Here is a 19,265-nt window from a genome sequence, read left to right on the forward strand (position 1 = left end):
CATTTCCAACCCTATGCACAGCTTTATTCCACCTCAGCGTTTCTTTCCCTACCTCACCTGGACCGACATTGCTCAAATGCCCGACCGCGAGAATGTGGTGATTTTGCAGCCGGTGGGTGCGATTGAGCAGCATGGTCCTCATTTACCGCTGATTGTGGATGCGGCGATCAGTGTAGCTGTCTTGGGAAACGCCCTCGAACAATTGGAAGCTGACGTGCCGGCCTATGCGCTGCCGCCGCTCTACTATGGCAAATCCAACGAGCACTGGCACTTTCCGGGCACAATTACCCTAACTGCCGCTACCCTGACGGCAACACTGATGGAAGTAGGACAGAGCCTGTATCGGGCGGGGTTTCGCAAGTTTGCTTTAGTAAATGGACATGGCGGCCAGCCGCAGATTATGGAGATCGTGGCGCGGGATTTGCATCAGCAGCACGAAGATTTGATGGTGTTTCCATTGTTTGTGTGGCGCGTGCCGAATGCAGCGCCTGAGTTACTGACAGAACAGGAGTTGGAGTTGGGCATTCACGCTGGCGATGCAGAAACCAGCCTGTTGCTGTCGATTTTGCCAGAGCAGGTCAACATGGCGGCGGCTGTGCGCGAATATCCGCAAGATTTACCCTCCCAGAGTTTACTCAGCATGGAAGGCCAGTTACCCTTTGCCTGGACCACCCGCGATCTGAGCCGCAGCGGGGTACTGGGCGATCCAACTGTGGCCACCAAAGCCAAAGGCGATCAGATTCTGGCTTCTTTAGGAGCGAGTTGGGCACAGGTGATCCGCGATATTTACCAGTTTCAGCAACCCAAGGCGTGGAAGTCTGCTCAGGTGTTGCAATGAAAAGTTGTAGTGCAGCTATCCAGTTTGTGAATCCAGTGGAGCCTGTTTTGCGTATATCAGAGAGTTAAGCGAGATCGGGTAGCCCGCAGATGATCATGCAAATCCTTATTAAAATCATGGCAGATGATCATGAATTATCTGTTCCCCGCCCAATCTCGGAGCTGTTCTAGGAAAGCACATGAATCCAGATTCCTCTGCGCTTAGACCCACAGCCGCTTCAATCTCATCCGAATCATCTGACCTGGAATTGCTGACTGCTTTGGCAGCAGGGCAAGTGCATGCCCTCGGCATCCTCTATGACCGCTATGCCAAATTGGTCTACAGCCTTGCGTTCAAGATTCTGGAAAACTCTGAAGAGGCGGAGGACATTACTCAGGACGTGTTTCTGACGCTTTGGCGGCGCAACACCTACAATCCGAGCCGCGGATCGTTAAGTAGCTTCCTCACCACCATGACCCGCTCGCGCGCCATTGACAAACTGCGGTCTAAAGGTGCTCGACTGCGGGTAATTCAGCGGTTGCAAGGCATTGTCCGCACCGAACCTAGCTCCACTACGCCCCTAGAGCAGGCATCGGTCGGAGAGCGCGCTCAGTTGATTCGGGATGCCCTAGCCCAACTTTCAGAAACCGAACGTCAAGTGCTGGAAATTGCCTACTACGAAGGGCTGAGCCAGTCGGAAATCGCCAAGCGGCTGAACATTCCCCTGGGAACTGTCAAAACCCGCTCTCGGCAAGGATTACTCAAACTTCGACAAACTTTACAAGACTATATCTAACGTCTGTGCTATGACCCGTTCTGCGCGACCCGACAATTGGCAAGACTTAATTGCAGGCTACGCGCTTGGCAACCTCAGTCCAGAGGAAGCTGAGGCGTTGCAGCAGTTGTTGTCCGAGCATCCCGAATTGGCCGAGGAGGTCAATCGCCTTCAGGAGGTATTGGCTTTGATTCCCTACGATGTACCGGAACATGACCCCCCCGCTCATTTACGGGAGGCAATTCTGGCCGCTGCTCAAGCCGACGAACCGCTGCCGCGCCTGTTTGACCCCACCCATGCTGGACTGCAACCAGACAAATCAGAGCCTCCCCAGCCGATCAAACCCCGTCCTGCCATCCACTGGTGGGGACTGGGTGGAGCCATTGCGGCGGCGGCCTTGCTGGCCCTGGGATTAGAAAACCAGCGTTTGCGTCAAGAAGTCGAAACCAATCGTCCGATTGTTGCAGCTCTGCAACAGCCCGATGCCCGCATCTATGCCCTGGAAGGAACAGAAAACGCAGTCGGAGCCTCTGGCAGCATCGTGATTACTCCCCAACAGCAGCAGGTGCTCGTCGTGGCGCAAAATCTCCCACAACTGCCGCAAGGACAAGCCTATCGCCTCTGGGCCATGCCCAAAAATTCCAAAAATCCTGCCTACTGCGGCCAGTTCAACACAGGGACCAACGGCACAGTCTCAACTCTCTGGTCGATTTCGGAAGCTCGATGCCAAACGGCTCCCAGTCAGCTCCTAATTACTGCCGAATCGGCCACGGCTCCACCTGTACCGCAGGGCGAGTTGGTGATGAAGAGTCGAGGGTAGAGAATCAGGACTTGCGGGTCACCCATCGCCAAATCCGAGCAATCCATTTCTCGATCCAAGCCATGCCTTTGTCGATCCATTCCAGCAGGCGCTCTAGGGGATGCTTGACATAGCCAACAACCTCGGCCTCAGCCTCAATCCAGCTTGGCGGCATCATAGCGGCTTCTTCTTCGTTGGCTGTATCCAGCGAGGACAAAGGTGGCTGGAGGGGATGGCGTGCCCAGGCAGACGCTGGAGCCTGATGCAGATCGGCGTCCCATTCCTCGGCAGCAGATGGCGCGGGCAGATTAGTTGAGGACGATTGCACTACGGCTGAATCATTTGAATCATTAGATGATTTGGATTGACGCAAGTTTGCCAATCTAGATTTGATTGCTTTTTCTAGCGCAGCGGTATCGGTCAGTTCCCAATTGGTCTGATCAACCGGGCGGAGGGCTGAGTTCTGTGGCAAAATTCGGCGCAGCGAATGTTTGAGCCAGTTGCGATTGTTGTTGGTTATGGGATCACTTGCGGCAGCAGTACTGGTTGGGGCAGGCGGAGTTACAGTACGAGTGCCCTGAGCGGCATTGGGCAGCTCAAACAGATCCTCCATCGTCAACCAGGGGTAGGCTGTGGTCTGAGAAGGCAAGGCTGGTGGCTGTTCTCTCAGGCCGGGAAGTTGACTCAGCCAGTGATCGATCAGGGCGAACCAATCGTTTGCCAAATCTTTGGGCAGGGAGGAGATGGAATCGGTTGGCTGTCCAAGCGGAGCGGGGGTGAACTCAGCGGGTTGAAGCTGCCCCCCGTTGCGTTGGAAGCTGGTCTGTTTGAAGGCATCGAGTCCGGCGGAGAGTCCGGCAATCAGCAGAGCGCTGGCGGTTTCTCCGGCTCGTTCTAGCCAGTCATAAAACTGAGCTTCAACGGCGACCCAAGCGGGCTGGGCCGATTTCATCCCTGCATCAACCGGACTGCTTGGTAGCAAGAGGCCGCCTGTTTCATAGCCAAGACGCGATTCCTGAAACAAATTCAGAGCTACCGCTACCGAACCCCGCTGCATCCAGGCCATGATTGCCTGCAACAAACGAATCGGCGGTAGGGCGTTGGGCTGGACCTTAGCTAGCGGTAAATAGTTGGATAGGAGCGGCTGCTGGGAGGGGGTGGTGAGTCGTCGTCGTCGCCAATAGCTGGCTAGCTCCCAGACCATGCGGCGCGTTAGTTCGGCCTGCTGATCGCTAGTCAAGATATCTAAAATCTGGTTGCGCGTCGTCACGAGAACCAGACTGCCGGTCTCCAATCGGGAGGCAATCCCCTGAATTCGGACTGCCGATACATCCGGGACCGAAGCAGCGCTCGCATCAATCGCAACGGCGGCTGAACTAACTGGCTTCATCCGAATCGTCATGGGCTGATCGGGATGCTGCCGCGCATAGAGGGCCAGCTCCCGCTCCAGATTCGACTCGGATTCCGCCGGAAGCAACAGAATGTCTTGACTGCCGGGTAAACTCACCTGCACCGAAGTCAGGGCAGCCAAGGTCTTGCGGATCGGGGTATCGGCAGCTAGGGAACCCGATGACCCAATCGCTTGGGTTGCGGCCCGCAGGCGTGGTACGGTTTGACGAGCGGCCTGCTGAAGCTGTCTACCAATCAATCGTGTCGTCTGAAATCCCAGATAGATCGGGTACAGCAAAATTTGCACACCCCAGACCGTTGCCACCTTTAAGTGTCGCCAAGTTTGTGCTGTTTGCGTTTGCAGCCGCAGCGATTGCCGCAGCAGAAAATTAAAAACTTTGCTTTGGTAGTGTCCGGACATGGTTGACACCGAGAAACGAGAGCAGTCAGGCTGGAGTGGCAATTGAGGCGAACCAGGGGGAGCAACCCGGTGGCAGAACTGTTAGCCAATCATTAGACTTAGTTTTCCAGTACCCGTTTTTCAACCCTAGTTTTCCAGCAGCACTGCCCTGATCTTAACCGGAAATATGACCTACTCAGCCATTCCTTCTGCTGTGCGGAATTCCGCGACCAATAGCCAAATTACCGACGCGATTCGTCGATTGCGGCAACTCAACCAGCGCGATGTTCAGGTCAACTGGCGCAGCTACTCTGGCGATCTGTCCTTGGCACAAGCACTATCGGCTTGGCAAACCTGGGCGCAGGTGGCTCCGACGGCAAACAATCAGATTACCTGGCCAAAGGGGCGGCGGGTGCTGTGGCTGGGGCAACGGATCGGGGTGCCGCACAATTTGCAGGGCTATTACCTCCAGGGGCTAAGCTTGCGGCTGGCCTTGCTGTGGTGGGCGGAACGGGCGCAGATCTACGTCAACGGTCAACTGGTGCAGGAGGGCGATCTGTTCGATAGCTCCACCCGAATTCTGCTGAGTCGAGCCGTCAAAATTGGGGATACGGTAGATGTGTTGCTGCGGCTGGAAAGTCCCGGCCATGACAATGGAGCCTTGGTGCGGGCCACCTGCCTCTATGAGCTGGCCTCACAGGCTGTCAATCCCACCGCCGAACCCGCCTTTGTCGCTGACGAACTGGCCGTTTTACAGGAATTCCTCAACGCCTTCGCGCCGGAAAAACTAGCGAATTTGGCCGCGGCGCTGGCCCAACTGCCCTGGTCTGTTCTCAGCGTCACCGACCGTCAGAGTTTTGATGCTGGGCTGGCGAAACTGCGCGAACAGCTCAAACCCCTCAGCGATCTAGTCAAACAGCGGCGATTGCAGCTCGTAGGCCATGCCCACCTGGATATGGCGTGGCTGTGGCCGGTAAACGAGACCTGGCAGGTGGCGGAAAACACCTTTCGGTCGGTGCTCAACTTGCAGCAAGACTTCCCCGAACTCACCTTTTGTCATACAACTCCAGCTCTCTACGCTTGGTTAGAGCAAAACCGCCCCGCTCTGTTTGCCGCGATTCAGGCCAAGGTGAAAGCCGGTACCTGGGATGTTTCTATAGCACCCATGTGGATCGAGCCAGAACTGAATATTGCCAACGGTGAATCGATTGCTCGCCAGCTCCTCTACGGCCAGCGTTACCTCCAGCAAAAATTCGGTCAACAGGGCACCATTGCTTGGCTGCCTGATACCTTTGGCTTCAACTGGCAGCTACCCCAACTCCTCCAACAGGGCGGCGTGGACTCCTTTGTCACCCAAAAGCTGCGCTGGAACGATACCACCCAGTTTCCCTACCAGCTCCACCAATGGCAATCGCCTGACGGCACTCAGGTACTCAGCCTCCATTCCGCTCCCATCGGCGAAGGCATCGACCCAGTCAAAATGGCCCGCTATAGCTGCTTCTGGGAACAACAAACCGGCCTCTCCACAGCCCTCTGGCTGCTTGGCGTTGGCGATCACGGCGGTGGCCCCACCCGCGACATGCTAGAACTGACCCGCCGTTGGCAGCAATCCCCCTTCTTCCCCCAACTCGAATTCACCACCGCCCAAGCCTATCTAAACCAACTATCACAACCAACCAATCAAGAAGCTCCAAACGAACCAACTCAAAACTCAAAACTCAAAACTCAAAACTCAAAACTCAAAACTCAAAACTCAAAACTCCCCCTCTGGAACTCCGAACTCTACCTAGAGCTTCATCGCGGCTGCTACATCAACCATGCCGACCAAAAGCGGTTCAACCGCCGCTGCGAGGACACGCTACACGAAGCAGAGCTGTTTGCCTCTCTGAGCATGCTGCTGACGGGGGCTGCTTATCCCAAAGCCGAACTAGAGGCCGCCTGGAAAAAAGTTTTGTTTAACCACTTTCACGATATTCTGCCCGGTACATCCATTCCGCAAGTGTTTGTCGATGCCAATCGAGACTGGCAGGCGGCCCTAGATACCGGCTGGAATGTGCGGCAACAGGCGATGCAGGCCATTGCAGCCCAGATTGACCGACCGGCTCCACCCCATCCGCAGGCCCGCTTAGTTGTGGTGTTTAACCCCCTGAGCTGGACTCGCTCCGAACTCGTGACGGTGTCGATGCAGCAAACCCAGGATGAACGCGCCTGTTTCTGGCAAATTTGGGACCTGAACGGGCGGGAAATTCCCTCCCAGCCCCACTGTTGGCGAGAAGGCGCTACCACCTACTGTCAAATTTTCTTTCAGGCAGAAGCTGTGCCGGCGATTGGCTATCGCTGCTTCTGGGTGCTGCCCCGCAGTACGGGCAATCCGGTGCCGCCGGTGAACAATACCAACTTCGTCTTGGAAAACGAGCGGTTGCGCGTCGCGGTGGATCGAGCTACAGGCAACCTGTCCCAGCTCTTTGATAAAACCTACCAACGCGATTTGCTCAGCCGAGGCGGCAACGAGCTGCAAGCCTTCCGCGATCAGGGCCAATACTGGGATGCCTGGGATATTGCTCCCAACTACGCCCAATATCCGCTGCCGCCAGCCCAATTGCAGCAAATTGTCTACGCAGATCAGGGCAGTCTCACCACCCGAATCCAGGTGATTCGTCGCATCGGTCGCTCCACCTTCACTCAGGTTTACATCCTGGACAAAGGCTCGTCTGTACTCAAGATCAACACCCAGGTTGATTGGCAGGAACGCCATGTCCTGGTCAAAGCAGCGTTTCCGTTCAACATGAATGCGGCTCGTGCCACCTACGAGATCCCCTGCGGGGTAATCCAGCGGACCACCCGACCCCAAACCCCGGCAGAACGAGCCAAATGGGAAGTGCCCGCCCTGCGCTGGGCTGATCTCAGCGATACCGCCAGCAGCGACTCCTACGGCGTCAGCATTTTAAGCGACTGCAAACACGGCTACGACGCCACCCCCAACCAGCTCAGGCTATCCCTCCTGCGCGGCTCCCAGTGGCCCGACCCCAACTCCGATCTGGGTCAACACCAGTTCACCTATGCCGTTTACCCCCACGACCGCGACTGGAAAACCGCCCAAACTGTGCGACGCGGCTATGAGCTGAATCAGCCGTTGCGGGTACTAGTAGTAGCACCCAGCTCCCTACAGCGCCGAGGCGGAATCACCCTGCCGCCCATCGGCGACTTTTTGTCGCTGCCCAGCAATTTCCTGCTTTCGGCCTTCAAGCCAGCAGAGGACAATCCCAATCACTTGATTCTGCGCGGCTACGAAACGCACGGCATGACCACCACCCTCAACTGGCAGAATGGTTTGGGCGCAACCCTGCGGCAAGTGATCAACCCTAACGGCACGCGGGTTGACCTGCTAGAGCAACCGACTTCAGCTTCTGGTCCGATTAACCCCTGGCAAATCGCCACCTACCGATTCGAGCGAATTTAGGGTGATGGATTTGATAGCAACAATATGACAGCAATAGGGCAACAATAAAGGCGACCCAATGGATCGCCTTCTAAACATTCTATAGATCTGAATCAAACCATTTAAGCAGCAGCCAGTCCGTGGGCCGACATCCGCATGATGTCACGCGGACCAAAGCCGATATTGCTCAGGGCTTCGCCGTAGCTGATCATAAAGTCCTCTACTAGAGCCTCTTTCTCCATACCCAGGACGCGGGCATCGGTCTCTACCTGGTTGAGCATCCGCCAAACAATCGGCAGGTTCTGACGGTTGGCTTCTTCTAGCTCGGCCTTAGAAGACTCAAAGTTGGCCTTTAACCACTCTTCGCCAAAATTCAGATGCAAATACTCGTCTTTGACCACCCCTTCCGTGATCTTGCGCGCGAAGTCATCGGCAACTGGAATGTAGATGTTGTAGGCCGAGATCGCGAAGCACTCAATAATCAACGACTGAATCAACAAACAGGTGACAATTCGGCCCTCAGCGGCGGCAATTTGGAAGTTTTGGTGCAGCTCCGCAAAAAACTGCTTGGCAAACTCCATATCGGGAGTTACTTGAAGATTACGTCCACAGGCTTGAAACCCTTTCATGTGGCGGCTTTCCATTTTTGCTAAGCCAAGCAGATCATCTTTTGATTCTGGCAGTAGCTCAGCGAGCCGTTGATAATTGGCGTTGGCTTCCAACTCGCCTTCAATCACAATGGCATTGATGCGGCTGTAGGCGTCTTTGTAAGTTTCGCTATGAAAATCAATGTCAGGGCTGATCTCAAGCTGCTGCATAAAGTCCCTCGTTTCTTCGGTAGAAATGTGCCGATTTCTATGGATACTATCAACTTAGTTAAAGCATTCAAACTAGGCGTCTGGGTTCAAATACTTAGATGATTCCAGATTACACCTTACCGGGTCAAAACAAATATTCATAAGCCTGTCCTGTCCATCGAATCAAACTCTAGTTAATGAAGCGATCCATAAGCTTCAATGATGAATTAAGCCTTACCCGTTCGGATCTCTAGAAAGACAGAGATGCAGTTCGATCATTTTTTGATTCGTTTTTTGACTCGCTTTCTGAAGGCGCTGAATCTGGTGCTCCTGCTAGTGGGCGCAGCCCTAGTTTTGTTGCCTCTAGTTGTGGTGCTGAGAGCCGCCTTTAGTGCTACACCATTGCTCGAAGGCTGGACCTTGGCCAATCTACAAGCCGCATGGCAGCGGGGCCATTTTCTCTTAGCCTTTGCCAACTCAACTCTGGTGGCGCTGGCCGTGACCGGCTTCCAGATTCTGACTTCCACCCTGGCGGGATATGCTTTGGCTCGCCTCAAGTTTTGGGGACGGCAAACCGTTTTGCTGGTGATTTTAGCTACCCTGGTGATTCCGTTTCAGCTCCTAGTAATTCCAATTTTCTTGATCCTGAAAACGGGCCATTTAATCAACACCTACGGCGCGCTAATTCTGCCTACTGCGGCTAATGGCTTTGGCATTTTTTTGCTCAAACAGTTTTTTCAGACCATTCCTGTGGAGCTAGAGGAAGCTGCCGCTCTGGATGGGGCCACTCGACTGCAAATCTTGGTTCGAGTCATTCTGCCGTTGGCTCGTCCCGCCATGCTGACCCTATTTCTCTTCACCTTCATTGGAGAGTGGAACGATTTGTTTAAGCCGCTGGTATTCACTACCAGGCCGGAGCTGCGGACCGTTCAGCTTGCCTTAGCCGAATTTCAAGAGCAGTTTACCAACAATTGGTCGTTGCTGATGGCAGCGGTTGTAATTGCGACTCTACCGATCGTCCTGCTGTTTATAGCCTGCCAGCGCCAGTTCACTCGCGGAATTGCCGCATCCGGAATCAAGAGCTGACCCTGTGAAACTAGTAGAGGCCATTAGAGCCTATCCAAAAACCCTTCGGAGTTTTGAAATTCAAAAACTCTGACGAGCTTACTGATTTGTAGGTAGTCAGGGAAATCGGATAGGCAGTAACAGAGCTTTATAAAAGCAGCTCACTGACATTTGATACCTTAAGAAATGTTACTGTCCCCCAACTTAGCGGCGAAATTACGGCAAACATGGCAAGATCTAAGTACTTTAGATCAGGGCAATCTGAGTCACACCAGCTGGTATGCCTCTTTAGAGAGGGCTGACTGTGGTTCGGTTGCAGAATTGCTGATGTAAGCGGTACCTGCCATCGCTACTTTGTTCTGGCAGTCTAGCTGCTTCGCTTTAACCTTAAAAGAATAATTTGGACCTAAACTGTAAAAATGACTACTCCAAATGAGTTTACTCAGTGTTTGAACCTAGCTAGAGCACTTGATTTGATTACCTCTAGCCGCACCGTTGGGGGAGTCCTCTACGTCTACAACGCTGCAGGCTATGCAAAATCCTGGGAGAGCTTCATTGCCGAATATCCCTTGGAGCGGTTGCAGGCAATGGTCAAAAATCAACGGCAGCTACCTAAGTTTAGATCCACTTAAGCATCCACTTAAGCAAATGAATGGCTCAGGCTTTTTTGACCCCCTTAACCCCTGGAGTCTTTGGGTCCCCCTCTGTTTGCTGGGGCTAATTTTTCTGGCGGCAATTTACTTTGTTCGCGTTAGTATCAGGTAGTAGCCGTTATGCCAAACTTGCCATGACTCTTTCCCTGGCTCAGAATGCCATTGCTCTACTGATCGATTTGGCAGAGCGGGGAGAGATTGACCCTTGGGATGTGCAGGTGATCGAGGTGATCGATCGCTTCTTGAGTAAGTTAAAGCCGACAGAAGCCACAGAATCAGGTTCAACAGGGCGGCCACCCTATGAGGCAGATTTGTTTGAATCTGGACAAGCATTTCTCTATGCTTCGATTTTGCTGTTGTTGAAGGCGGATAGTTTAGCTCGTTTGGAGTCCGACAATACCAACGAGGTAGAGCCGGCTGAGTTTTTAGAAGATGTCATCCTGGACCGTCCGCTTCTGATGCGATTGGAGCAGCAAATTCGGCGTCGAGCGACAGCCCCACCAGTGCAGAAGCGGCAAGTCACCTTGCAGGAGTTGATCGCTCAGCTGAATCTGATCGCGACAGCAATGGCGGATCCCAAACCCCGGCGATCGGTGCGGCGGCCCCGACCTCAGTCCCGCACCCAAGCGATGCGAGCCATTGCCCAACTGGCCCATGAAGAAAATCTGTCGGAAATTGCGGCGGTGTTAGAGACATTTCTGGCTGAGCATTGGCAACAGTTCAATCAGGTCAATCAGGAACAAGACTGGCTAGATTTTGAATCACTGCTGCAATTTTGGTCAGCTGCTCAGATCGAAGCACCATCCCCCAGCTCAGCAAAAGCCAAACCTAGCGAACCGTCTGCTTCCACAGTTCATGCCCCCACCCATGCCCCAACCATTCACGATAGGGTGGGCGTGTTTTGGGCACTATTATTCTTGTCAGCCCAATCTAAAGTGGAGCTGGCACAACAAGAGTTTTACCAAGATCTGCACATTCGCAGTCTGGTGCCTCCCTCGGAAGATACCGATGCCCCGGATGCAGCTCTACCACCGTTGGATTGATTGAAATCTTGCGAAATTCATCATCATGATTTCGTTGAGTTTTGCTTGTAGTGTGAATTGGATGTGAATTCTACAAAATTGTCGTAGCCGATCTGATCTTTTTCAAAGATTATGAAAAACTGGAGAGAGCTAACTGCGTTGTTATCGTGCATCCAGCATTGCGCATCCAGTATTGCGCATCCAGTGTCAACAGCTCAGGTTGAAGAGGACTAGAAGTTTATGAAAGCCATGATTTTGGCAGCCGGTAAGGGGACGAGGGTTCGTCCAATCACCTATACCACCCCTAAGCCAATGATTCAGATCCTGCAAAAGCCCGTAATGGAGTTTCTGGTCGAACTCTTGAGGCAGCATGGCTTCAACGAGATCATGGTCAATGTCAGCCATTTGGCGCACGAAATTGAAAATTACTTCCGGGATGGTCAACGCTTTGGCGTGCAAATTGCCTATTCGTTCGAGGGCCGGATTGTTGATGGCGAACTAATTGGAGAGGCATTAGGCTCAGCCGGAGGCATGCGACGTATCCAGGATTTCAACCCCTTCTTTAACGATACGTTTGTGGTGCTCTGTGGTGATGCGCTGATCGATCTCGATCTCACCGAAGCAGTGCGTCAACATCGGGAGAAGGGAGCCATCGCTACTGTTGTGACCAAAACCGTGCCGCGAGAAGAAGTCTCCAGCTATGGTGTGGTGGTGACAGACGAGCAGGGGCGGATCAAAGCGTTCCAGGAAAAACCCTCAGTAGCCGAGGCATTGAGCACCAACATCAACACCGGGATTTACATTTTTGAACCAGAGATTTTCAAATACATTCCCTCGGGTGTGGAATATGACATTGGTGGCCAGCTTTTTCCTAAGCTGGTGCAGGCAGGTGCTCCCTTCTATGCCATTGCCATGAACTTTGAATGGGTGGATATTGGCAAAGTGCCCGACTACTGGCAAGCCATTCGAGATGTGTTGCGCGGCAAAATCAAAAATGTGCAAATCCCAGGACAGGAAGTTGCGCCGGGAATTTACACTGGCCTGAACGTAGCCGTGAATTGGGACAAGGTAGACATTCGAGGCCCGGTTTACATCGGCGGCATGACCCGGATTGAAGATGGTGCCACCATTATTGGTCCGGCGATGATTGGCCCAAGCTGCCATATTTGTAGCAATGCCACAGTAGATAATAGCGTGATCTTTGAATACTCTCGCTTGGGGCCGGGGGTGCGCTTGGTGGATAAGCTAGTGTACGGTCGTTACTGCGTCGATAAGACGGGAGCCGCGATCGATGTACAGGCTGCCGCCCTCGATTGGTTGATTACGGATACTCGTCAAATCATGCCAGCTAGTCCACCCGAAGAGCACCGGGCGATTGTGGAACTGCTGAGTATCGACAGCAAATAGGTGGAAATTAAAGAACGAGGGCAAATGGGCTGGTGGGCTGCTAGCAGTTTCCTCCAACCCGGCAGGTCAATCTCTGCCCGACCTAGCGAGTCCGTGTTGCATACAAGGCCAAGCGGCTCCTGCCCCTCGCTTCTTGTCAGCATCACCCCTCTGCCGATCGCAGCACACTCAAAACTCAAGATTCCGTCTTTCACTACTGCTCTCTGCTGTGCTCTCTGCTTCACAGTATCCTAGGGAATGAAGGACTCAAGGTAATGCATATGAGTGCAGCGACGGAATCGATAGAACTTGTAGTCTACCAGGGGCAATTTGGCGAATTTACAATTACCACTGCGGATCGCCGAGGAGTGGTGATTTATCGAGCCGGACTGATGGTAGCCGCCCTGTGTTTTGCCATTGGGGCAACACTGGTACTCTGGCGAGCTAATGATCCAGCCGTGCAGATGGCGATGACTCCGCTCTACACCCTATTTACGGTTGCTCTAGGGGTGGGTTTAGCAACCATCCATATCTATCTGGCCGCATTGCATCGAGCACTCCAGATCTTTTGGTTGATTGGTACAGTAGCATCCTTGTCGGTGGCCCACTTCTACTCCGAACCGTTTGCTGTCACAGTGTATCAGCATCCAGAGACCATTTTGGGCGTTGGCTTCACCTTCGCTGCTTTGACGGGCATTTTTTTCAAAGAAGCATTTTGTTTTAATCGGTTAGAAACCAAACTCTTAACGCTGATTGTGCCGCTGCTGCTGCTTGGCCATTGGTTGGGCGTTCTGCCGCTCATCGCAGAAAAAATCCTGCTGGCTGCTTGGGCCGTGCTATTCGTAATCTTTGCTCTCCGAAAAGCCTTTCAGCCCATTCCTCCCGATATTGGAGACAAGAGCGTATTCGAGTATCTAAAGCAGCAATCCAAGCAGCAGACAGTGGTCTAGATCCTCCTGTAGCTCGTCGATGCTTTTGGGCATACTGAAGCTGACACAGGCTCAAGCACACGAGTTCCGGCTGAATGGCTGGTATGGGCGACGGCAGATTTAACTGGGCGTTGGCTGCTGAATCGACCTGACCAAAAGATGCTCTGAGCGGTGATTAGCGTGGTTTACAGACGCAGAAGGAGCATTCAGTGACAGCACGCGCATACTGGTTAGCATGGTCGCAAATTCCAGGAGTTGGTACCATTTTGCTCAAGCGTCTGCACGAACAGTTTGGCTGTGTTTCAGTGGCCTGGGAAGCGGATGCTGTCGATCTAGAAACTGTGGAGGGAATTGGCTGGCAGACCGTTGAAGTGATTCTAAAAGAACGACAAAAGCTGGATCCAGAGCTGCTGCTAGAACAGCACGAACAAGCCAATCCCCACTTTTGGACTCCTGCCGATCCAGACTACCCCCGCTGGCTGTTTGAAATTCCCGATCCTCCATCTGTGCTTTACTACCGGGGTCAGGTTGAGCGGCTAGAAAATCAGGGTATGACACCCACCGTCGCCATTGTCGGCACCCGCAGCCCGACTGACTATGGCAGACGCTGGACTCGTCGCTTAAGCTCCACCTTGGCGCAGGTCGGATTCACGATCGTGTCTGGCCTGGCAGAAGGCATTGACACCGAAGCCCATCAAAGTTGTCTGGCGGTCGGCGGACGCACGATTGCTGTGTTGGGAACCGGTGTGGATGTGGTTTATCCCTACTTCAATCGCGGTCTCAGCAAACAAATTGCCAAACAAGGATTATTAGTGAGCGAGTATCCGGCTGGCACTCAGCCCGATCGGGTTCATTTTCCCCGCCGCAATCGCATCATTGCTGGCCTGTGTCAGGCTACGCTGGTGATCGAAGCACCGCAAAAATCGGGTTCTTTGATTACGGCCAGACTGGCCAACGAATACGGACGAGACGTTTATGTCCTACCCGGCACTTTAGACAACCCCAAGGCAAGAGGCTGTTTGCAGATGCTCAGCCAAGGTGCTCAGCTGATTTTGGGAGAATCCCAATTGCTAGAAATGCTAAATGCTCTGCCTCGCCTTGGGCAATCAACACTCCAACAACCGACCACAGAGCAGCTTTCGCTCTTATCCAGTCCTGGCCGGTCGCATCCTGCACCTGTGGCAGAACCCGCCAACCTAGAGCCTGAATTGCAACAAGTCTTACAGGCGGTTGCCGCAGAACCAGTTTCTCTAGATTTAATTGTGCAAAACGCTGGGCTAGCAACCAGTGCGGTATTGAGTGCTTTGACTCGGCTAGAGCTAATGGGGTTGGTCTCGGAACTACCCGGAATGCGATACCAGCGTGGATAAGCATCGAGTAACCCGTTCAGCAAAATCGCTTGACCAACTCACGGTTCTCTAGTGCTATTTTCCAGTGCCATAGACTATTGCCCTACAAATGCTCGGAGGCTCTGATGCTGCAAGGCAAAACTCTGCGGGTTGCCCGCCCAACGGATCGGCTCAACGAAGTAGTTCGGTTCTACACAGACGGACTAGGGCTACAGATTATTGACCACTTCGAAAACCATGAAGGCTTTGATGGGGTAATGGTTGGGATGGCAGGGGGACCTTATCACTTCGAGTTCACCCATCATCGCGGACATTCAGTCGGTCGTGCACCAACGCCCGATCATCTGATTGTGTTTTATTTGCCCAATCGCCAGGAGTGGCAGCAGATCGTTGACCACATGAAAGCATGTGGGTACGAGCCGGTCGCATCCTATAACCCCTATTGGGATCGGTGTGGAGTAACGTTTGAAGATCCGGATGGGTATCGCGTGGTTCTCCAGAATGCAGCTTGGGAGCTATAAGGGTAGAACCGCAGTTGCATCTTTGAGGATTTATGAGCCTACGCGCTTATCCCACCCTAACCGGTCAACCGCCGACTGTGATCGCCCATCGAGGCGCAAGCGGTTATTTGCCTGAGCACACCCTAGCCGCCTACCAACTAGCCATCGAGCAAGGCACAGACTTCATTGAACCCGATTTAGTTGCGACGCTGGATGGGGTATTGATTGCCCGTCACGAACCCAATCTTCTCCACACAACAAATGTGACTGAGCTGACTAACTTTGCCGATCGTAGAACGCAGGTAGTAATCGATGGTGTTGAGCAGGAAGGCTTTTTCTGTCATCACTTCACGCTGGCGGAAATCAAGCAGCTACGGGCTAGGCAACCGCATCCGTATCGCGATCAGTCCTATAACGATCGGTTCGAGATTCCAACCTTATCGGAAATTATTGACTTGGTGCAGCACGTTGAAGCCACCACTGGATGCAAAATTGGTATCTACCCCGAAACTAAGCATCCAACCTATTTTGCCCAGCTTGGCTTGGCGGTAGAAGAGCGGTTGATTACAACGCTAGTGGCTCAGCGTTTCACCGCACCCGATCGCGTTTGGATTCAATCCTTTGAGGTAACGAACTTAAAAGATACGCTGCCCAGCTTGATGCGTGTCGCCGGAATTCAGCTACCGCTGGTGCAGTTGTTTGGGCTAGAATCCCAGCAGCCTTATGATTTTGTCGTCAATCATGACCCACGTACCTACGCAGACCTGCTCATGCCGGACAGGCTCGACATGTTCGTTTCCTCCTATGCCAGCGCGATTGGGGTTTGGAAACGCAATTTTGTGTTAGCTGAAGCTACAGTGAATGGCAACGAACGCCTCACCGGTGAAATTTTGCCATTGGTGAGCCATGCCCACGCCGCCGGCTTACAGACGCATGTCTACACATTTCGCAACGAAGCTATTTTTTTAGCAACGACCTATGCCGGCGATCCCATCGCAGAGTACCAACAGTTCTATACCCTTGGTGTAGATGGCGTTTTTTCCGATTTTCCCGATACAGCTCGACAGGCAATAGCTGTCAACTAGCCATAACTCAGGCAAATTTTGCTCTAGCCAACTCGACTCAATCTGACGAAACGGAAGCGAGTGCGATACCATCCTTATAATTATGTAAGCCGCAACACAGTTGCTTATGGAGCCAGACTCATTACCAACAGAGGTGATTCTGAATCACCCGCAGCGAACCCTCGGCAATATTCGCCTCGATTGGAATCCCCAACCAGGAGCCTACCTCGACCTAGAAGGCAAAACCTACACCGTACTAGAGCGGCGGCATCGTTATCAATTTAAGTCCGGAAAATATCGCTTGCAGAAAATAGCGCTCTACGTTCAATCCGCAAAACGCCCCGAAGAAATGAGCTGGGTGGATAGCCATTGGGTGATTGGCGATGCCACCTGTCGGTTTAACGCCCACTCTGAACTCGTCCGCTGTGCCGTCAACCCTTCTGGTCCCTGCCAGACCTGCCGCTTTTACGAACGCGAACCCGCAAGCTGAAGCCGGTTCTTCAATTCTTTAGTTGATTGAATGCTTAAATCCTGATCGATCCATCACAAAGAGGCGTTTTGGCAAAACGCCTGTACGATATCGCAAAATGCCTGTACGATTCAGCCTTTAAATAAGGGCGTGTAGAGGCGTTTTGGCAAAACGCCTGTACGATATCGCAAAACGCCTGTACGATTCAGTATTTAAATAAGGGCATGTAGTCGGATTTGATATTAGTTGTTTGAGAGGATGTTTGCAGGGAACATCCTCCCAGCAAGATTTTCCTAAACGGTTAAGCTCAGCGAATAATTGGTTGGAACACTGCTGCTTCTAGGACTTACTCCAATCAAGTAAGTACCAGCCTGCAAATCTCTGGTGATCTGGGACAGGAACGTAGAGTTAAAGTTGGTATCTGACACCAAAATTTCTCCATTGTCGATCAGGCCATTGCTGTTAGTGTCTCGAATCAGTTGAATTCGCGTGTTTGCAGATGAGCCTGTGACTCTCACCTGAAGATTGGCAGGGTTGGCTACGGTGAATCGATAAAAATCAACCGAGTCCAGCAGCCCGACATGTTCTTTAGCGGAGAAGGTTCCGGAAAATACACCCAAATCGAAAGCCGTAGGCAAGGTGTTTCCTGGATCGGATGACAACGTTCCCCCAAACGGAGTTGCCACCAGATTCAGCGTGTACAGTGTAGAACTACTGGCACTTCTAGGTTCTACGCTGACAAAGTAGGCCCCTGCCGGCAGGTCTTGAGTAACTCGAGATAGAAAATTAGAGCTGAAGTTGGTATCAGAGGCCAGAACTTCGCCGTTATCAATCAGACCATTCCCGTTAATATCTCGAATTAACCGAATCTGCGTATTGGCCGATGTTCCACTCACACTGATCTGAAGATTAGAAATGTCGTTCAACGTGAATCGATAGAGGTCGGTTGAATCTAGTTTGCCAACATATTCTTTGGCAGAGACGGTACCAGACAGGGAACCTAGATCTCGTGCAACCGGCAACGTATTTCCTGGCTCTGGTAAGGGACTACCCCCAAACGGCGTGGCAACAAGACTGAGTTGATAGGGGGTCGATGTGCTGCTGCTAAGAGGTGCAACTCGCGCAAAGTAGGTGCCCGACGGCAAGTCTTCCGTCAGGCTGGCCAGATAGGGCGCTGAGAAATCACTGCCAGAGGCCAAAATTTCGCCGTTGTCGATTAGCCCGTTGTTATTCCCATCCCGAATCAGTTCAACTTTTGTACCTGCAACAGAACTATCGACCCTAGCCTGGAGGTTGGCAATATCGGTCAGGGTGAACTTGTAGAGATCTCCTGTATTGGTCCCACCGACAAGATCTTGATTGATATAGGTTCCAGTCAAAACGCCAATATCGCGAGCCGTGCTCAAGAGTTCGCCAGATTCGGCGGTTGTGGCTGAGGCAGTCAGCTTGTAATTGACGGTTCCACGTAGGCGTTGAATGCCAATAAAGTAAGTACCCTCGGCCAGCTTCCCGTTGAATGTCCTGGCTTGGGGGCCACTCTTGAAACTCTGTAAAACAGAACCTTGGCTATTCCGCAGGGTAATTCTTGCACTTGATCGGCCTCTGATCCGACCCAGTGTTAGCCCGAAGTCACTGCCCCCAGACAGGCTAAACCTCACGAAGTCCACTTTGTCTTTTTGGCTGACAAGACCGTTGATGCGCTTGTTACCGCTTAGAATTCCAACATTACGAGCGCCTTTAAGCGTATTGTCTTTTTTGCTAATTGACATGAGTTCCAACAACAAATTGACAAATTTAATACCCCGACCATTCTAATCAAGTTCTCGACCAGTGGGTAGAGCTAGCCAGCACCAAGGGTTAGCTTCACCAGGCTATTGTAGTAAACTCGGTTAGGTACAATTGTCAACAGACACATCAAAACTTAGAGAATACGTAAAATTATGGAAAAGTTGGCACGTTCAGATCAGGCTGTATTGCATTAGTTGAATGGTGGCGACTCAGATTATTCAAGTTATTCAAGCGTGAGTTCGCTCGGATCGGCTAAAGCTTTAGTTTCTAGAAGAACCAGTTGGATTTTGATTCAGCCAATAAAAAGCTCCAACACAGTTACTGCTGGAGCCAACCATAAACTTTGTAGATTTGTTGTAGATTTGGTAGCTTTGTAACGCTTTGTAGACTTGATGTTGGTGCGGGTTTTATTTCAATAACCGAGTAACACGAACATCATACTCAGTGCATTTGGGATGCTCGCTTCTAGCTTGCATGCGTGCCATACCGGTGGCAAGCTCTTTGGATTCTGCATCGATCTCGTACCGGCTCGTTTCGCTGTGGAAGACATTGCTGGTCATATCTGGATATTCCCGAATGTCTACCAACACCTCATAGGTATGAACCATACTGGCACCTCCCTTT

At 52.3% G+C, this 19,265-nt stretch carries 17 protein-coding genes; 13 read left to right on the plus strand and 4 right to left on the minus strand.

Translation table 11 applies throughout. The features are described 5' to 3' along the window. The first annotated feature begins 13 nt into the window (after nt 1-13). The 3 genes from HJG54_RS03680 (at nt 14) to HJG54_RS03690 (ending at nt 2,412) form a co-directional block, all read left to right on the plus strand. Nucleotides 14-838, plus strand: coding sequence for a creatininase family protein (locus HJG54_RS03680; RefSeq protein WP_316433432.1), 825 nt, complete (start codon nt 14-16; stop codon nt 836-838). 178 nt (nt 839-1,016) lie between these two features. After that, on the plus strand, nt 1,017-1,613 hold the full coding sequence (locus HJG54_RS03685) for a sigma-70 family RNA polymerase sigma factor (RefSeq protein WP_036001931.1): 597 nt from the start codon (nt 1,017-1,019) through the stop codon (nt 1,611-1,613). Nucleotides 1,614-1,623: 10 nt separating this feature from the next. Next, on the plus strand, nt 1,624-2,412 hold the full coding sequence (locus HJG54_RS03690) for an anti-sigma factor domain-containing protein (RefSeq protein ID WP_316433433.1): 789 nt from the start codon (nt 1,624-1,626) through the stop codon (nt 2,410-2,412). 4 nt (nt 2,413-2,416) lie between these two features. Here HJG54_RS03690 and HJG54_RS03695 read toward each other — a convergent pair whose 3' ends face one another. Beyond that, nucleotides 2,417-4,201, minus strand: a complete 1,785-nt coding sequence (locus HJG54_RS03695; RefSeq protein ID WP_316433435.1) for a hypothetical protein — start codon at nt 4,199-4,201, stop codon at nt 2,417-2,419. 166 nt (nt 4,202-4,367) lie between these two features. Here HJG54_RS03695 and HJG54_RS03700 point away from each other — a divergent pair, with 166 nt between their 5' ends. Beyond that, entirely contained in the window at nt 4,368-7,640 is a 3,273-nt protein-coding gene (locus HJG54_RS03700) for an alpha-mannosidase (RefSeq protein WP_316433436.1), read from the plus strand. A 101-nt stretch (nt 7,641-7,741) separates the two neighbouring features. On the opposite strand, the gene HJG54_RS03705 is transcribed toward HJG54_RS03700, so the two are convergent. After that, complete coding sequence (locus tag HJG54_RS03705) at nt 7,742-8,437, minus strand: aldehyde oxygenase (deformylating) (protein WP_036001940.1); 696 nt, start codon at nt 8,435-8,437, stop codon at nt 7,742-7,744. A gap of 243 nt (nt 8,438-8,680) precedes the next feature. On the opposite strand from HJG54_RS03705, the gene HJG54_RS03710 reads away from it, so the two are divergent. The 9 genes from HJG54_RS03710 to HJG54_RS03750 all read left to right on the plus strand — a co-directional run bounded on the left by HJG54_RS03710 (nt 8,681) and on the right by HJG54_RS03750 (nt 16,874). Then, nucleotides 8,681-9,502, plus strand: coding sequence for a carbohydrate ABC transporter permease (locus HJG54_RS03710; RefSeq protein ID WP_316433439.1), 822 nt, complete (start codon nt 8,681-8,683; stop codon nt 9,500-9,502). A 398-nt stretch (nt 9,503-9,900) separates the two neighbouring features. Next, nucleotides 9,901-10,113, plus strand: a complete 213-nt coding sequence (locus tag HJG54_RS03715) for a hypothetical protein (protein ID WP_211621553.1) — start codon at nt 9,901-9,903, stop codon at nt 10,111-10,113. 155 nt (nt 10,114-10,268) lie between these two features. After that, nucleotides 10,269-11,177, plus strand: coding sequence for a segregation/condensation protein A (locus tag HJG54_RS03720; protein ID WP_316433440.1), 909 nt, complete (start codon nt 10,269-10,271; stop codon nt 11,175-11,177). Between the two features lie 219 nt (nt 11,178-11,396). Further along, nucleotides 11,397-12,563 (plus strand): sugar phosphate nucleotidyltransferase, encoded by a 1,167-nt coding sequence (locus HJG54_RS03725; RefSeq protein WP_036001949.1) that lies wholly within the window; start codon nt 11,397-11,399, stop codon nt 12,561-12,563. Nucleotides 12,564-12,823: 260 nt separating this feature from the next. Beyond that, complete coding sequence (locus HJG54_RS03730; protein ID WP_316433443.1) at nt 12,824-13,492, plus strand: DUF2301 domain-containing membrane protein; 669 nt, start codon at nt 12,824-12,826, stop codon at nt 13,490-13,492. A gap of 188 nt (nt 13,493-13,680) precedes the next feature. Next, complete coding sequence (gene dprA / locus HJG54_RS03735) at nt 13,681-14,841, plus strand: DNA-processing protein DprA (protein WP_316433444.1); 1,161 nt, start codon at nt 13,681-13,683, stop codon at nt 14,839-14,841. A 104-nt stretch (nt 14,842-14,945) separates the two neighbouring features. Beyond that, nucleotides 14,946-15,341 (plus strand): VOC family protein, encoded by a 396-nt coding sequence (locus HJG54_RS03740; RefSeq protein WP_316433446.1) that lies wholly within the window; start codon nt 14,946-14,948, stop codon nt 15,339-15,341. Nucleotides 15,342-15,373: 32 nt separating this feature from the next. Then, nucleotides 15,374-16,405: a glycerophosphodiester phosphodiesterase family protein gene (locus tag HJG54_RS03745; RefSeq protein ID WP_316433448.1), complete on the plus strand. Its 1,032-nt coding sequence runs from the start codon at nt 15,374-15,376 to the stop codon at nt 16,403-16,405. A 106-nt stretch (nt 16,406-16,511) separates the two neighbouring features. Further along, a complete protein-coding gene (locus tag HJG54_RS03750) occupies nt 16,512-16,874 on the plus strand; it encodes a DUF6464 family protein (protein WP_316433449.1) in 363 nt (120 codons plus the stop codon). 272 nt (nt 16,875-17,146) lie between these two features. On the opposite strand, the gene HJG54_RS03755 is transcribed toward HJG54_RS03750, so the two are convergent. Continuing rightward, the gene (locus HJG54_RS03755) at nt 17,147-18,622 is read right to left on the minus strand and encodes a PPC domain-containing protein (protein WP_316433450.1); all 1,476 of its coding nucleotides are present in this window, start codon (nt 18,620-18,622) and stop codon (nt 17,147-17,149) included. Between the two features lie 426 nt (nt 18,623-19,048). Then, nucleotides 19,049-19,249, minus strand: a complete 201-nt coding sequence (locus tag HJG54_RS03760; protein ID WP_036001963.1) for a hypothetical protein — start codon at nt 19,247-19,249, stop codon at nt 19,049-19,051. Nucleotides 19,250-19,265 lie beyond the last annotated feature (16 nt).

The sequence above is a fragment of the Leptolyngbya sp. NK1-12 genome (assembly GCF_032598965.1).
In the GTDB taxonomy this organism is placed as follows: Bacteria; Cyanobacteriota; Cyanobacteriia; order Elainellales; family Elainellaceae; genus Elainella.

Coding starts and splice junctions, on each gene's coding strand:
- HJG54_RS03685 (WP_036001931.1), top strand. CDS start 1,017: ATGAATCCAGATTCCTCTGCGCTTAGACCCACAGCCGCTTCAATCTCA.
- HJG54_RS03745 (WP_316433448.1), top strand. CDS start 15,374: ATGAGCCTACGCGCTTATCCCACCCTAACCGGTCAACCGCCGACTGTG.
- HJG54_RS03705 (WP_036001940.1), bottom strand. CDS start 8,437: ATGCAGCAGCTTGAGATCAGCCCTGACATTGATTTTCATAGCGAAACT.
- HJG54_RS03680 (WP_316433432.1), top strand. CDS start 14: ATGCACAGCTTTATTCCACCTCAGCGTTTCTTTCCCTACCTCACCTGG.
- HJG54_RS03720 (WP_316433440.1), top strand. CDS start 10,269: ATGACTCTTTCCCTGGCTCAGAATGCCATTGCTCTACTGATCGATTTG.
- HJG54_RS03760 (WP_036001963.1), bottom strand. CDS start 19,249: ATGGTTCATACCTATGAGGTGTTGGTAGACATTCGGGAATATCCAGAT.
- HJG54_RS03710 (WP_316433439.1), top strand. CDS start 8,681: ATGCAGTTCGATCATTTTTTGATTCGTTTTTTGACTCGCTTTCTGAAG.
- HJG54_RS03695 (WP_316433435.1), bottom strand. CDS start 4,201: ATGTCCGGACACTACCAAAGCAAAGTTTTTAATTTTCTGCTGCGGCAA.
- HJG54_RS03715 (WP_211621553.1), top strand. CDS start 9,901: ATGACTACTCCAAATGAGTTTACTCAGTGTTTGAACCTAGCTAGAGCA.
- HJG54_RS03740 (WP_316433446.1), top strand. CDS start 14,946: ATGCTGCAAGGCAAAACTCTGCGGGTTGCCCGCCCAACGGATCGGCTC.
- HJG54_RS03750 (WP_316433449.1), top strand. CDS start 16,512: ATGGAGCCAGACTCATTACCAACAGAGGTGATTCTGAATCACCCGCAG.
- HJG54_RS03690 (WP_316433433.1), top strand. CDS start 1,624: ATGACCCGTTCTGCGCGACCCGACAATTGGCAAGACTTAATTGCAGGC.
- HJG54_RS03700 (WP_316433436.1), top strand. CDS start 4,368: ATGACCTACTCAGCCATTCCTTCTGCTGTGCGGAATTCCGCGACCAAT.
- HJG54_RS03725 (WP_036001949.1), top strand. CDS start 11,397: ATGAAAGCCATGATTTTGGCAGCCGGTAAGGGGACGAGGGTTCGTCCA.
- HJG54_RS03755 (WP_316433450.1), bottom strand. CDS start 18,622: ATGTCAATTAGCAAAAAAGACAATACGCTTAAAGGCGCTCGTAATGTT.
- HJG54_RS03730 (WP_316433443.1), top strand. CDS start 12,824: ATGAGTGCAGCGACGGAATCGATAGAACTTGTAGTCTACCAGGGGCAA.